Annotated in this window: 12 protein-coding genes; 5 read left to right on the top strand and 7 right to left on the bottom strand. The window is 38.4% G+C overall.

Annotated features, from left to right (window positions below):
- The first annotated feature begins 27 nt into the window (after window positions 1-27).
- The 3 genes from IGL13_RS02465 to IGL13_RS02455 are packed head-to-tail and all read left to right on the top strand — an operon-like array spanning window position 28 to window position 4,226.
- Entirely contained in the window at window positions 28-2,319 is a 2,292-nt protein-coding gene (locus IGL13_RS02465) for a hypothetical protein (RefSeq protein WP_002378028.1), read from the top strand.
- A gap of 54 nt (window positions 2,320-2,373) precedes the next feature.
- The gene (locus IGL13_RS02460) at window positions 2,374-3,111 is read left to right on the top strand and encodes a WxL domain-containing protein (protein WP_002358689.1); all 738 of its coding nucleotides are present in this window, start codon (window positions 2,374-2,376) and stop codon (window positions 3,109-3,111) included.
- Window positions 3,112-3,146: 35 nt separating this feature from the next.
- Window positions 3,147-4,226, top strand: a complete 1,080-nt coding sequence (locus IGL13_RS02455) for a DUF916 and DUF3324 domain-containing protein (RefSeq protein WP_002392666.1) — start codon at window positions 3,147-3,149, stop codon at window positions 4,224-4,226.
- A gap of 44 nt (window positions 4,227-4,270) precedes the next feature.
- Here IGL13_RS02455 and ptsP read toward each other — a convergent pair whose 3' ends face one another.
- From ptsP to IGL13_RS02440, 3 genes are all read right to left on the bottom strand, one after another.
- Window positions 4,271-5,998: a phosphoenolpyruvate--protein phosphotransferase gene (gene ptsP / locus IGL13_RS02450; RefSeq protein ID WP_002361251.1), complete on the bottom strand. Its 1,728-nt coding sequence runs from the start codon at window positions 5,996-5,998 to the stop codon at window positions 4,271-4,273.
- Window positions 5,998-6,264, bottom strand: a complete 267-nt coding sequence (locus IGL13_RS02445; RefSeq protein WP_002355551.1) for a phosphocarrier protein HPr — start codon at window positions 6,262-6,264, stop codon at window positions 5,998-6,000. Before IGL13_RS02445 ends, ptsP begins: the two co-directional genes overlap by 1 nt.
- A gap of 170 nt (window positions 6,265-6,434) precedes the next feature.
- Window positions 6,435-6,626, bottom strand: coding sequence for a hypothetical protein (locus IGL13_RS02440; protein WP_002366170.1), 192 nt, complete (start codon window positions 6,624-6,626; stop codon window positions 6,435-6,437).
- 301 nt (window positions 6,627-6,927) lie between these two features.
- Here IGL13_RS02440 and IGL13_RS02435 point away from each other — a divergent pair, with 301 nt between their 5' ends.
- Both IGL13_RS02435 and IGL13_RS02430 read left to right on the top strand, forming a co-directional pair.
- Entirely contained in the window at window positions 6,928-9,168 is a 2,241-nt protein-coding gene (locus IGL13_RS02435; RefSeq protein WP_002386935.1) for an ATP-dependent Clp protease ATP-binding subunit, read from the top strand.
- A 194-nt stretch (window positions 9,169-9,362) separates the two neighbouring features.
- Window positions 9,363-9,677, top strand: coding sequence for a DUF1827 family protein (locus tag IGL13_RS02430; protein WP_002355547.1), 315 nt, complete (start codon window positions 9,363-9,365; stop codon window positions 9,675-9,677).
- 42 nt (window positions 9,678-9,719) lie between these two features.
- Here IGL13_RS02430 and IGL13_RS02425 read toward each other — a convergent pair whose 3' ends face one another.
- From IGL13_RS02425 to IGL13_RS02410, 4 genes are all read right to left on the bottom strand, one after another.
- A complete protein-coding gene (locus IGL13_RS02425) occupies window positions 9,720-10,790 on the bottom strand; it encodes a hypothetical protein (RefSeq protein ID WP_002363169.1) in 1,071 nt (356 codons plus the stop codon).
- Window positions 10,791-10,856: 66 nt separating this feature from the next.
- Entirely contained in the window at window positions 10,857-11,504 is a 648-nt protein-coding gene (locus IGL13_RS02420; protein ID WP_002355545.1) for a DUF421 domain-containing protein, read from the bottom strand.
- A 15-nt stretch (window positions 11,505-11,519) separates the two neighbouring features.
- Window positions 11,520-11,963 carry a DUF3290 domain-containing protein gene (locus IGL13_RS02415; protein ID WP_002378027.1) on the bottom strand — a complete coding sequence of 148 codons (444 nt, stop codon included), beginning with the start codon at window positions 11,961-11,963 and terminating at the stop codon, window positions 11,520-11,522.
- A 174-nt stretch (window positions 11,964-12,137) separates the two neighbouring features.
- A complete protein-coding gene (locus IGL13_RS02410) occupies window positions 12,138-13,712 on the bottom strand; it encodes a peptide chain release factor 3 (protein WP_002355543.1) in 1,575 nt (524 codons plus the stop codon).
- Window positions 13,713-13,820 lie beyond the last annotated feature (108 nt).

The raw sequence follows: 13,820 nt of genomic DNA, 5'->3' as shown, positions 1-13,820 counted from the left end.
TATACATATAATATAAAAAAGGAGAGGATGGTTTTGAATAAGTTCGTCTGGGGAATCTTTTCTTGCATCATATCATGGCTTTTTTTATCGCTGACTCAACCTTTGATAGCTCATTCTGAAACACTGAACCCTACAACTCACGCCTCTACTTTTAGTGAAACATTTACTTCAGTTTCAACAGAACAACAAACAACTCAAGCAACCGATATCGTGGAACAAGAAACCGAGCAAACCCATGCTTCCTCTGAAAACGATGAACCTATGGCACCTACGCCAGCTAGTGTTTCTGTTGGTAATAGCACCTTAAAAAGTACCTTAAGCACGGGAACGTATAACCAAGATATTATCACACTTTCGTATGAATACAGTGTGACACTTATCGGCTTAGCAATTAATGATCGACCGATTATTGCTATTCAACTTCCTACAGAAATTTCAAGCCAGTTAGATAACGACACTCTAAAGCAACAAGATTTTCTGACTCTTTTAACAGGGACTGTCAGTTATCCAGGAACAGCCACTCAAGATATTCACAGTTCAACTAACGGCGTCAGCCTCTCTTATAGTAGCACTTATCATTCTGTTTATCTGACTTTTCCAAGTAGCACCTTGGTGTTACTTCCCGGAACCAAATGGTCTGCCGCCATTTCGTTTGATGTCGGCGCACTTTATAAACGAGGAATTTCAATCCCTCCTGCTCTTAACGGCAAAGACTATCCGATTCGAGGAACCTTTACAGATGTCGGCACTGGATTAGGTGCAATTAATATTATTATTGGGAACAATACAAAAACAGGCGTAATTAGCAAAGCTCAACTTAGTTTAGGTAATTATCCCGTTCCTCAAGTCACACCAGCCAAACTAACTCAACCAAATCATCTGGACACTACTGTAACAGGGACCATTCAACAAGTACAAGACCCAAACTATAACTACTCTGTTCAATTAACCTTGAACCGCCATGATGGCACCACTACCCCCATTGTGGTGAAAGGGATTTCTGTCGATGCAGCCGGAAATTTCTCGATCTCTTTAGCTTCACCATTAGAATATGGCGACACGCTCTCTACAATTGTTTTTGCTCGTTCAAAAACGTCAACCGACTATATTCAAAGCAGCCCCTCAGCTGACCAAAGTGTCAATTGGTCAATCCAACCAGTCACAAACGTAGTCGCTAATGCCGGCTCAACTCAACTTTCAGGTAAAGCTTCTCAAGCATCTAACGGAACCTATCAAGTTAAAGTACAAATAAATGGTGGTTCTATTTTCACAACGTCCTTAGATTCCAATGGCCATTTTCAATTTGCTAATTTACCCACTTTCCAAGGGGGAGAAACGGTCAGCTTGTGGGTCCAAGGGCTCAGCAATCGCACTGGCCTGCCTTTGCTAACCAGTTCTACTGTTTCTCAAACAGTTGCTTATCCTGTGCCTCAACTAACGGTCACGCAAATCATTGAGCGGAAAAATGCACAAGGGCTCTGGGAAGATGCAAACTCTGTCGTAAGTGGTCAAATCATTCGTTTTACGTTAACCACACGTTTAACCAATCAACCAGCAACGTGGATGAATCAGCAATTACGAGCAACGGTGCCTAAAGGACTGGCTCAACTTTCAGCTGCTACATTAACAAAACAATCAGCAGCAGGTTTAAGTACGCCAATAGCTGGGCTTCAACTTTTAACTGATAGTTCCACTGGTTTGCTGTATTGGAGTTATCACAATTCGCTGCCAGCAGATAATTTTACGGAAGCCAATACACAATTCACCTTACAATATACAGCAACGGTTACAGAAGAATGGATAAACCAATTTCTTTTATTTTCTAGCACGGTTACTGGCAATGATGGTGGCGGAACGCCAATTACGCCAATCACTAAGGAACAGTCTTTACCTATCAAAAACGGTACCCTCCGTTTTGTGCAGATGCCAACTACAGTTTCCTTTAAAAATTTACCTTTTCCCAGCAAACGAACCCTCTACTCACCATCGACCATTAGCGCTCCTTTCCTCATTGCCGATGGTCGTGTTGCAAAAACACCATGGCATTTGTTGGTAAGAGAGAGTCAGCCCATGCATTCAACTTCTACAAATAAAACGATCCAGCAAGCTTTCATTTATCGAAAAAATGGTAGTGATTTTCCTATCTCCTCTTTAGCAACCGAAGTTTATCAATACACCGCAACGGACGATAACAATGTAGAAATTCCTTGGAACCAACAAAATGGACTTTTTTTAAGCGTTGCTCCTGACCTTAATTTAACGGTCAAAGAATCTTACACTGCCGAATTACAATGGATTCTTTCTGATACACCCCTCTAATTAGGATTTAGCTTTTTTAAAAGTTAAAAATAAACAAGAAAGAAGGAATAAAAAATGAAAAAGATCGTGCGCATTTCAAGCATTTTGTTCGTTGCTACGCCTCTTATGCTTTTAAATAGTCCAAAAGTTGAAGCAGCTCAAGTCGCTTCTATTCAATCCAACGCTGATATTACGTTTGCTCTTGATAATACTGTCACGCCACCTGTCAACCCGACGAACCCTTCTCAGCCTGTGACACCTAATCCTGCTGATCCTCATCAACCTGGTACAGCCGGACCCCTTAGTATTGACTATGTTTCAAATATCCATTTTGGATCAAAACAAATTCAAGCCGGTACAGCAATCTATTCGGCACAACTAGACCAAGTGCAAAATAGTACTGGCGATTTAATTAGCGTGCCAAACTATGTTCAAGTAACTGACAAACGTGGTCTAAATCTTGGCTGGAAATTATCAGTTAAACAGAGTGCGCAATTTGCTACAAGTGATTCAACACCCGCTGTTTTGGATAATGCATCCTTGACCTTTTTAGCAGCAACACCCAATTCAACACAGTTACTTTCTTTGGCGCCATTAACGGTCCCAGTAACCTTGGATCCAACTGGTGCCGCCACTTCTCCTGTGGCGACTGCCGCTCTTTCAACAGGAATGGGCACTTGGACATTAGCTTTTGGTAGCGGAGCGACCGCTGCTCAAGGCATTCAATTAACTGTTCCTGCGACAACGAAAAAAGTTGCAGCTAAACAATATAAAACAACGCTTACTTGGATTTTGGATGATACACCACTTTAAAAGAAAACAAACAAGGTATTGCATGAAGTTGTTTCATGCAATACCTTCTTATAAAAAATTGTCAAAAAGGAGTGCACACTATGAATCAGCAGCTTTTTAAATGGCTCCATGCTATTAGCGTCATCATTTTTTTATTTTTTATTGGCTCTTATTCTGTAGAAGCAAGCGAAATGACTTTTTCTGTAAAAGCCATTTTACCCGACAATCAACGAACCAAAGAAACAAGTTATTTTGATTTACGTGTCGCTCCAAACCAAACACAAAAGCTACAAATCGAACTAACGAATCAAACAGCCAACGACATTACCGTGCTAGCTTCAGCCAATGCAGCGATTACTAATGATAATGGCTTGGCAGATTATTCTCATGCTGAAACAAAAAAAGACCCATCTGCACCTTTTACTTTTAATGAGATTGCGCAATTACCAAAAGAAATCCACCTACCTAAACACTCAACCAAGACTGTTGAATGTCAGCTTACTTTACCGGAAAAACCATTTAATGGGTACGTTTTAGGAGGACTCTACTTTGAACAAAAGTCAGATGAACAACCTGCTCACTCAGAAAACGGCGTGGCCATCAATAATCGTTTTTCTTATGTAGTCGGCGTCTTACTTAGTGAAACAGATGAACCTGTTCAGCCAGAATTATCTTTAAATGAAGTAAAAACCGATCAAGCTAACGGTCGTAACCGCGTATTAATGAATCTCCAAAACAAACAAGCGGCTATGATTAAAAAATTACAAGTCGATGCCTCTTTATATTATGAAAAAGAAGCTAAACCTCGCTACGAAAATCACCAAGAGTCGTTAACAATGGCCCCTAATACAAATTTTAATTATCGGATTGACTTAAAGGAACAACCTTTTGTTCCTGGAAATTATACTGTAAAAATCAAAGTAAACGATGGCTATCAAGACTATTCGTGGGAAAAACACTTAGTCATCCAAGAAAAAGAAGCTAAAAAATACAATGCTACCGCCGTCAACCTCCCACCTGAAAAACACACCAATTTCCCTTGGAAACTGGTGAGTAGCATCACGCTGGTTTTTCTATTCATTTTGGGAAGCACGATTTATTATTTCAAGAAAAAAATACGTGAAGCGCAACAATAAAAAAGCACATCGACAATTGTCGATGTGCTTTCATAATCACTTAATTATTTTGTATATTCTTCAACTAATGCAACGACTTCTTCCATCGTGTCGCATTCTTTTAATGCGCGGTCAGCAAGTTCAGCCATTTTAGTTGTGTCTAGACGTTTCATCAAGCTACGTGTTTTAAGGATAGATGTAGCACTCATTGAGAACTCATCTAAGCCCATACCCAATAGTAATGGAACAGCTGTTTGATCGCCCGCCATTTCACCACACATACCAGCCCATTTACCTTCAGCGTGTGCTGCATCAATTACATTTTTAATTAAACGTAAGATTGATGGGTTGTATGGTTGGTATAAGTAAGAAACGCGTTCGTTCATACGGTCTGCCGCCATTGTGTATTGGATTAAGTCGTTAGTTCCAACACTAAAGAAGTCAACTTCTTTGGCAAATTTATCAGCTAATACGGCAGCTGCTGGAATTTCAATCATAATACCTACTTGGATATCGTTTGAAACTTCAACACCTTCGTTGACTAATTTTTGTTTTTCGTCTTCAAAGATTGCTTTCGCTGCTCTAAATTCTTTCAAAGTAGCAACCATTGGGAACATGATACGTAAGTTACCATGAACAGACGCACGTAATAATGCACGCATTTGTGTACGGAACATGCCGTCACCTAGTTCTGATAAGCTAATACGTAATGCACGGTAACCTAAGAATGGGTTCATTTCGTGTGGTAATGTTAGGTAAGGAAGCTCTTTGTCCCCACCAATATCCATTGTACGAACCACAACTGGTTTTCCTTCCATTCCTTCAAGAACTGCTTTATACGCTTGGTATTGGTCCTCTTCAGTTGGAAAGTCAGATGAATCCATGTATAAGAATTCTGTACGATATAAACCAACAGCTTCGCCGCCGTTTTTGTGTACGCCTTCTAAATCTTTTGGTGTACCAATGTTTGCAGCTAACTCAACATGTTTGCCGTCAGCTGTCACTGTTTCTGCATTTTTTAGTTTATCCCATTCTGCTTTTTGATCTGCATAAGCTTTTGCTTCTGCTTCAAATTCAGATTTTTCAGCATCTGTTGGGTCAATAATAACATCCCCAATGATTCCGTTCACTGCTAAAATATCGCCTGCTTTTACTTTGTCAGTAATTTCTTTTGTACCAACGATTGCAGGGATTTCTAACGAACGAGCCATGATTGCTGAGTGAGAAGTACGTCCGCCGATGTCTGTAACAAAGGCTTTAACATACGTACGGTCTAATTGTGCAGTATCACTAGGTGTTAAGTCATGGGCAACCACGATTACTTCTTCGTTAATCATTGAAGGATTTGGAAGAGTCACACCTAATAAATGTGCTAAGATACGTTTGGCAACGTCACGAATATCTGCTGCACGCTCTTGCATGTAAGCATTGTCGTCCATTGCTTCAAACATACCAATATACATATCCGTAACTTCTTTCAAGGCAGCTTCTGCATTGACTTTGTTGTCTTGGATATTTTGTTTGATTTGACCAACCATTTCTGGGTCAGATAAAACCATTAAATGAGCATCGAAAACTTGCGCTTCTGCTTCACCAAGGCTTTGAGCTGCTTTGTCGCGAATTGCTTGCAACTCTTCAGTAGATTTTGCTAAAGCATCGTCTAAGCGAGTTGCTTCTGCATCAGTATCTTCTACGGAAGTTTTGTTGAAAGACAAGTCAGGTTGAACTAGCAGGTAAGCTTTAGCAACAGCAACGCCATCACTTGCGGCAATCCCTTTTAGCATCTCAGACATTATTCAGCCAATCCTTCTTTTTGTAATGTTTCAACGATTGCTGCCATTCCTTCAGCTTCGTCAGCACCATCAACAGTGATTGTTACGTCAGAACCTTGACCAACGCCTAAAGACATAACGCCCATGATTGATTTTAAGTTAACAGATTTACCTTTGTATTCTAAGTTAATATCTGAGTTAAATTTGCTTGCAGTTTGTACTAATAAAGTAGCTGGACGTGCGTGAATTCCTGTTTCTGCTACAATGTGAAATTCTTTCTTTTCCATATAAATCGGTCTCCTTCGTAAATAAAAAATTTTTATGTTAGGGTTTTCCTTTCTTGATACGCTAAAATCAAACGTCTACTCGAAAAAAGACCCTTTCAGTTTCTAAGATTACCATTTTTTTCTATCTTACACAACACTTTTTGCTTAAATTTCGTGATGTTTTGCACTGACTATTCTTCCTCTTTTTGGTAACGATAAATGATTCGTCCATTTAACCCCGCTTCTCCAACAATTTCCGCGCGGTCAGGTAAAGAAATCCAAGCATCACGAAATTGGAAAAATTCATTTTGCTCCACGATTAATTCAGAGATTTCTCCAGCTTTTAATGAAGCAATTTTTTCTACAAAAGGATTTTCAGCCATTGATTTCACCACTCTTTCTCTTAAATATCAACTCTTATAGTTTACTTGAAAATGGCGCAATTGTCTGTAAAAAAATCGAATCTTTGCCTTTTTTTAAACAAGGTCTTTTACTTGATTCTCTTACAAAAAATGCTATAATAACCTCAAAGGTCAAAAATGGTCAAGTGGTTTTATAGACAGAATTTATTCTTGCTATCTAGTACTTGGCTGGTTTGAGGAAAAATGGTTTGTTTACTAGAAATAATAGAGCAAACAGCTATTTTTCTGGCCTCAGTTATTTTGAAAGGATGTGTTTCATTCAATGATTTGTCAAAATTGTCAACAAAATGAAGCAACAATTCATTTATATGCAAATGTGAATGGTCAAAGAAAACAACTGGACTATTGCCAAAGCTGCTATCAAAAATTAAAAAATCAAGCAAATAATTCCCCTCAAAATATGGGACAAGACCCTTTTGGCTTTGGGAGTTTAGACGATTTATATCGTTCTCTTTCTCGCCAAATGCAACAAGGTAATCCTTATGAACAACAAACACCACCCACTCAATTTGGTGATGGTGGTAATGGAGGTCAACCCCCTCGCGGAGGCGCTGGCGCTGGTCAAGGTTTACTAGGCGAGTATGGGATTAACATCACCGAAGCGGCACGCCAAGGAGATATCGATCCTGTGGTAGGACGTGATCAAGAAATTAAGCGTGTCATTGAAATCTTAAATCGCCGTACAAAAAACAACCCCGTTTTAATCGGTGAACCAGGTGTTGGTAAAACAGCCGTTGTCGAAGGTTTAGCCCAAAAAATTGTCGATGGCGATGTGCCCCAAAAATTATTGGACAAAGAAGTCATTCGTTTAGATGTGGTTTCACTTGTTCAAGGAACTGGTATTCGCGGACAATTTGAAGAACGGATGCAAAAATTGATTGAAGAAATCACTGAAGCTGAAAATGTCATTTTATTTATTGATGAAGTCCATGAAATTGTGGGTGCTGGTGCTGCTGGTGATGGCAATATGGATGCTGGCAATATTTTAAAACCAGCCTTAGCACGTGGTGAATTACAATTAGTCGGTGCCACAACTTTAAATGAGTACCGTATTATTGAAAAAGATGCTGCCTTAGAACGTCGGATGCAACCAGTCCAAGTAGATGAGCCAACCGTTGCCGAAACCATAACGATTTTACATGGTTTGCAAAAACGTTATGAAGATTATCATCATGTTAAATATACAGATGAAGCGATTAACGCAGCAGCAAACTTATCCAATCGTTACATTCAAGATCGCTTTTTACCAGATAAAGCGATTGACTTGTTAGATGAATCTGGTTCAAAAATGAATCTAACTATTCAACTCGTCGATCCAAAAACAATTGATAAAAAATTAGCAGAAGCGGAACAACAAAAACAACAAGCTTCCGCAGAAGAAGATTTTGAAAAAGCGGCTTATTATCGTGATCAAATCAATAAATTACAAGCAATGAAAGAAAAACAAATCAGCGATGAAGAAACACCCGTCATCACTGAAAAAGATATTGAAGCCATTGTGGAACAAAAAACTGGCATTCCTGTCGGTGACTTAAAAGAAAAAGAACAAACCCAATTGAAAAATTTAGCTGTTGACTTAAAAGCTCATGTTGTCGGACAAGATGATGCCGTCGATAAAGTAGCTAAAGCGATTCGTCGCAATCGTGTAGGCCTAGGCAAACAAAACCGCCCAATTGGTTCCTTCTTATTTGTAGGGCCAACAGGCGTTGGTAAAACAGAATTAGCAAAACAATTAGCTTTTGAGCTATTCGGTTCAGAAGATTCGATGGTTCGTTTTGATATGAGTGAGTATATGGAAAAACACAGTGTTTCTAAACTGATTGGTTCTCCTCCAGGCTATGTTGGTTATGACGAAGCTGGACAACTCACAGAAAAAGTCCGTCGTAATCCTTATAGTTTAATTTTATTGGATGAAATTGAAAAAGCGCATCCTGATGTTTTACACATGTTTTTACAAATTCTCGACGATGGTCGTTTAACAGATGCACAAGGTCGTACAGTCAGCTTTAAAGACACCATCATTATCATGACAAGTAATGCTGGAACAGGAGCTGTGGAAGCCAACGTTGGCTTTGGCGCTGCCCGTGAAGGTGTGACTAAATCTGTTTTAGGTCAATTGAACAACTTCTTCACCCCCGAATTCCTTAACCGTTTCGATGGTATTATCGAATTCAAAGCATTAAGCAAAGAAAACCTGATGAACATTGTCAGCTTGATGTTAGAAGAAGTAAATGGCTTATTAGCTAAACAAAAATTACACATTGAGGTTCCAACAGAAGTCAAAGAGAAACTCGTTGATTTAGGTTATGATCCTGCAATGGGCGCTCGTCCTTTACGTCGAACAATTCAAGAACAAATTGAAGACGGCATTGCTGAATACTATCTAGATCATCCTGAAAATCATCAATTAGTCGCAGCGTTAGATAACGAAGGTAAAATTATCGTAACTGGCGCACAAGAAGTGACTAAAACAGAAACTTCAACATCTGACCAAGCAGAATAATCAAAAATCCACACGCATTAATAACAATGCGTGCGGATTTTTTTATGCTTTTCACTTTTTATTTTCATCAAAAAAAACTATAATAGAAGAAAGATATTCGTATACTTGTTCCTCATAGAAAAAATTCAATCTGGAACTCCTGTACATAATTGGAAACGCTCTTTTGCAGCACACAACTATAATGAGGTGATAAAATGAAATTAGTGAATGTGACCAATAGCTACAAACAATTAGTAAATAAACAATTGGAAAACACGGATGCTTACTTTGTAAAAGTCTACTCAGCAGGAAACACGACCGCTGTCTATTCAGAAGCAGCTCACCATGTGGAAGTTCTGATTATGAATAAAAATCGTCGCATTCGTCCGACAGAAGTAAAAGAAATTTTAGCAAAACTGTTAAAACGATTACCTAAAGAGGCTTATGACCCAGATGAAATTTCTATCATTGAGTTAAACCATGTGACCGAAGTGTCTGTTCCATTAAAAGTTTCCCTCATGGAAAACTAAAAAAAACTGCCGAAGTTTCCCCACTTCGGCATTTTTTTTAATTTATTGTGACGTTATTTTTTTTACAAGCCTTTGATAATTTTCCGACCAGGCTTCCTCATTTGTCGGACTGACTAATTTATTTTCCTCGATTGCTTTTTTTCTTAAGTCATCCACTTCTTTTTTGAAATTTTCCCCCGATTTTTGAGCATAATCTTTTGAAAAGTATTTTGATTGGCGAGAATAAGCCTTCAGTTTCGCATCTTTAATCTCTTCTTCTGTATCTGCAAAATATTCATCATAACGAAGATCGGTTATTTTCCCTGAATCTTTTAACGTAATAACAGTTAAACGTCCAGAAAGCCCCTCCCCAAAATCTTCTGTTAGACTTGTATAATGTTCTTTTGAAGGTTCTTTGATTTCCTTGGCTAAAGCCCTAGCAGCAGGAAGATAGCCATTATTAGCGCTATTGGATTGCCCTTTGGCTGTCTGGAAGGCGCCATCTAGACGATTTTCGGCAACCATTTGATTTTCTAAAAAAGTCATCGTATTAACAACGGTCACTAACGATTGATCGGTTCGGGCGTTGTTCGCTTGAAAATTTGCATAGCCGGATAAACGTTTTGTCACTCCTGCCCATTCTTCAGAATAATAGTTTTTAGGTCCACGTTCATCAAATTCCACTAACTGAATTTGTTGATCCTTAACAACGACATCAATTAAAGCCGTATAGCCGCCATCAAACACGACTTCATGATGATAATAATCCCCTTGAACTTCCCCGATTTCTGGACGACCTGACCAATACATCTTCTGGGCTTTTTCTTCTGGACTAATTCCTGATTGTCCATTATTAGCTTCTACTGTAGCGCCAGAAACAGCATCAACTTCAAAGGTATGTCCATTACGCTCATAACTCACTTTGGCAGCACTCTCCTTCGGTTGATCATTCGTGTTTGTCTGCTCCTCCTGCTTTACAGAAGTGGCATTAGTGGCTGCCGAGGCACCACTCGTTACTTGGACTGCTTCTGCTTCAGTACTTTCTTTCATTTTTTCAGTTCGTTGATCTGGTTGGCACCCCATTAAAATAATCATTGAACAAAATAACCCGACAACTATCTTTTTAGTTTTCATTTTTCCTCCTTTTAAAACTCATTGAATTACCATTTAATTTTAATATAAGTAGAATGAAAAGTATAGCTAAGAAATCGTTTTTTCTTCATACGGCGATAAACTTAACTGTCCAGATAAATACTCACCTAAATAGATTTCCTGTAATCTTTGGAATCCTTGTTCTTGGATTTGCGTTAATAGCCAGTGCTCATCTTTTTTGATTAACTCTAGGACATCCATGTTGGCTTGACCGTCCACAATAATCGGATAACGAATACTTTCATCGCCATATTCGACGATTGTTAATTGACCATTTTGTTCTAAAACCGCCCGTTTAACAAGCTGGACTTCATAAATACCATTTGCTCGTAATTTAAACATTAGATCATTTGCAGAAATACCATTTTTCAAACATTCCTTCACCACAACCTGTCCATCCTTGATTAAAGTAATGGGTTTACCATCCACAATTTGCTTCACATAGCGATTGTGTTCTTTTGCAAATTTTAAAATTAAGACTAATAATGTCCACAAAATTAACACTAATACAAATTGGAGCACCGTAATTGAATCATTATAAATAACACCACCAATAATGCCCCCCAATACATAGTTTTGCACTTGGTCCATAGCCGATGTGGGCGCCAAATTGCCTTTTCCCATCAAATTAATTTGGACAATTAAACAAATAATACCTAAAGCAAATTTAATAATAATTGGACTATAAAACTGCATTAATTTTCCCTCACTTTACTTTATGATTTCAATCGTTGGTGTTAATAAATACGTTTCTTGTAATGTATAAGACTGCTGATCCGTACTTAAACTCATTTTATAAAAGACTTCGTCAATTTTAACTATGGTTCCGTCAGCCAATTGTGTACCATTGACATAAACTTTTTCTGGAGAAACCTTTTTTTCCTGTGCCACTTGTTCGACAAAATGTACCATTTGTGAAGATTGTGAATGCTGATTTTGGTTCATTTGATAATTGGAATATTGAACTCCTAAAACAAATAATAATGATAAAAAAATAATAATACTTAATTCACGATATTTCGTTTGAATTTGATGTCGCACATAAAAACTAAACACAATGACTAGCCCGATTAACAAAGCAAAAATAAAAAAATACTTTAAGTAATCATTTAAATTAGATTGGCTTTTTAAATACTCGATGCCATAAAAATTCATGTTCTTGTCCACCCCTTGATAGGTTCGTTATAGTAAGTATTCTATCTCAAAAAAACAATCACGCCTGCTTTAATACCTTATACGAAGAAAAAGCTCAGCGCAATCATCTTGAGAATGATTGCGCCGAGCTTCAATCTTCTAAAGATTCAGCTACTGATTGATTACAAATTAATTTTACATCAAACTTTTCAGTTCAACATCTGGATATTTATCCGCAAACCAGCGTTCCGCAAATTGGTTTTCAAATAAGAACAATGGTTGATCGAAACGGTCCCGTGCCAAAATGTTTCGACTAGAGCTCATGCGTTCATCTAAATCTTCTGGATTAATCCAGCGGGCAATTTTAGAACCCATTGGCGTCATTACCACTTCAGCATTGTATTCATTAGACATTCGGTATTGGAAAACTTCAAACTGCAATTGACCTACGGCGCCAATGATATATTCTTCCGTTAAATATGTTTTGTATAATTGAATGGCTCCTTCTTGAACCAGTTGGTAAATTCCTTTATGGAAAGATTTTTGTTTCATTACGTTTTTGGCAGTCACTTTCATGAATAATTCAGGGGTAAATGACGGCAACTCTTCGTATTGAACATTCATTTTCCCTTCATACAAAGTATCGCCAATTTGGTAATTTCCTGTGTCATACACACCGATAATATCGCCTGCAACAGCTTCTGTGACGTTTTCGCGGGCATCCGCCATAAATTGTGTCACGTTACTTAATTTGACTTTTTTGCCTGTTCTACCTAAAGTCACGTCCATGCCTCTTTCAAAAACACCTGAACAAATTCGAACAAAGGCAATTCGATCACGATGGGCTGGGTTCATATTCGCTTGAATTTTAAAGACAAAGCCTGAAAATTCTTTTTCGTAAGGACTTACTTCGCCACCCTCTTCTGTTTTATGCGCATGTGGCGCAGGCGCAAATTGTAAGAAGGTTTCTAAAAATGTTTGAACCCCAAAGTTTGTCAAAGCAGAACCGAAGAAGACTGGCGTTTGATCACCACGAGCGATTTTTTCCTCGCTAAATTCATCGCCTGCTTCTACCAATAACTCAACATCTTCCAACACTTGTTGATAAACGCTGTTATTGTGCAATGGTAAATCGCTTGGGATATCGCCATCTTTTAAAGGAATAAAACGCTCCCCACCATTATTTTCTGGACGATATAATTCCACACGTTCATTATAAATATCGTATAGACCTTCTAGGCCTTTTCCCATACCAATTGGCCAGTTCATTGGGTAAGATTCAATATCCAATAGTTCTTCCAATTCTTCTAAAAGTTCCAATGGTTCCCGTCCGTCACGGTCCAATTTGTTAATAAAAGTAAAAATTGGAATACCACGTTTTTTAACAACTTGAAAAAGTTTTTTCGTTTGTGCTTCAATCCCTTTGGCACTGTCAATAACCATCACAGCACTATCCACGGCCATTAAGGTCCGATACGTATCCTCTGAGAAATCCTCATGCCCTGGGGTGTCCAAGATATTAATCCGTTTGTCTTGATAGTCAAATTGCATCACAGAACTCGTTACCGAAATTCCCCGTTGTTTTTCAATTTCCATCCAGTCAGATTTGGCAAAGTTCCCTGTTTTTTTCCCTTTGACTGTTCCAGCTTGGCGGATGGCGCCCCCAAATAATAATAATTGTTCAGTAATCGTTGTTTTCCCAGCATCCGGATGGGAAATAATCGCAAACGTACGGCGACTATCGACTGCTTCTTTTTGATTGATCGTCATAAAAATCTCCTTATCACTTGTGATGTTTATTTATTTATTTTCTTCAGCATAATTTTTGATTAACCTTTGCTAGTATATCATGTCAAGCCTTGAGAATAAAGAGCTGCT

The sequence above is a fragment of the Enterococcus sp. DIV1937 genome (genome assembly GCF_050535975.1).
GTDB classification, from domain to species: domain Bacteria; phylum Bacillota; class Bacilli; order Lactobacillales; family Enterococcaceae; genus Enterococcus; species Enterococcus faecalis.
This window is presented reverse-complemented; position numbering and strand designations above follow the sequence as displayed.

Bases quoted from the DNA above. Each gene is read 5' to 3' on its own strand.
- IGL13_RS02410 (WP_002355543.1), bottom strand. From the start codon at position 13,712: ATGACGATCAATCAAAAAGAAGCAGTCGATAGTCGCCGTACGTTTGCG.
- IGL13_RS02420 (WP_002355545.1), bottom strand. From the start codon at position 11,504: ATGCAGTTTTATAGTCCAATTATTATTAAATTTGCTTTAGGTATTATT.
- IGL13_RS02415 (WP_002378027.1), bottom strand. From the start codon at position 11,963: ATGAATTTTTATGGCATCGAGTATTTAAAAAGCCAATCTAATTTAAAT.
- IGL13_RS02465 (WP_002378028.1), top strand. From the start codon at position 28: ATGGTTTTGAATAAGTTCGTCTGGGGAATCTTTTCTTGCATCATATCA.
- IGL13_RS02460 (WP_002358689.1), top strand. From the start codon at position 2,374: ATGAAAAAGATCGTGCGCATTTCAAGCATTTTGTTCGTTGCTACGCCT.
- IGL13_RS02440 (WP_002366170.1), bottom strand. From the start codon at position 6,626: ATGGCTGAAAATCCTTTTGTAGAAAAAATTGCTTCATTAAAAGCTGGA.
- IGL13_RS02425 (WP_002363169.1), bottom strand. From the start codon at position 10,790: ATGAAAACTAAAAAGATAGTTGTCGGGTTATTTTGTTCAATGATTATT.
- IGL13_RS02430 (WP_002355547.1), top strand. From the start codon at position 9,363: ATGAAATTAGTGAATGTGACCAATAGCTACAAACAATTAGTAAATAAA.
- IGL13_RS02435 (WP_002386935.1), top strand. From the start codon at position 6,928: ATGATTTGTCAAAATTGTCAACAAAATGAAGCAACAATTCATTTATAT.
- IGL13_RS02445 (WP_002355551.1), bottom strand. From the start codon at position 6,264: ATGGAAAAGAAAGAATTTCACATTGTAGCAGAAACAGGAATTCACGCA.
- ptsP (WP_002361251.1), bottom strand. From the start codon at position 5,998: ATGTCTGAGATGCTAAAAGGGATTGCCGCAAGTGATGGCGTTGCTGTT.
- IGL13_RS02455 (WP_002392666.1), top strand. From the start codon at position 3,147: ATGCAATACCTTCTTATAAAAAATTGTCAAAAAGGAGTGCACACTATG.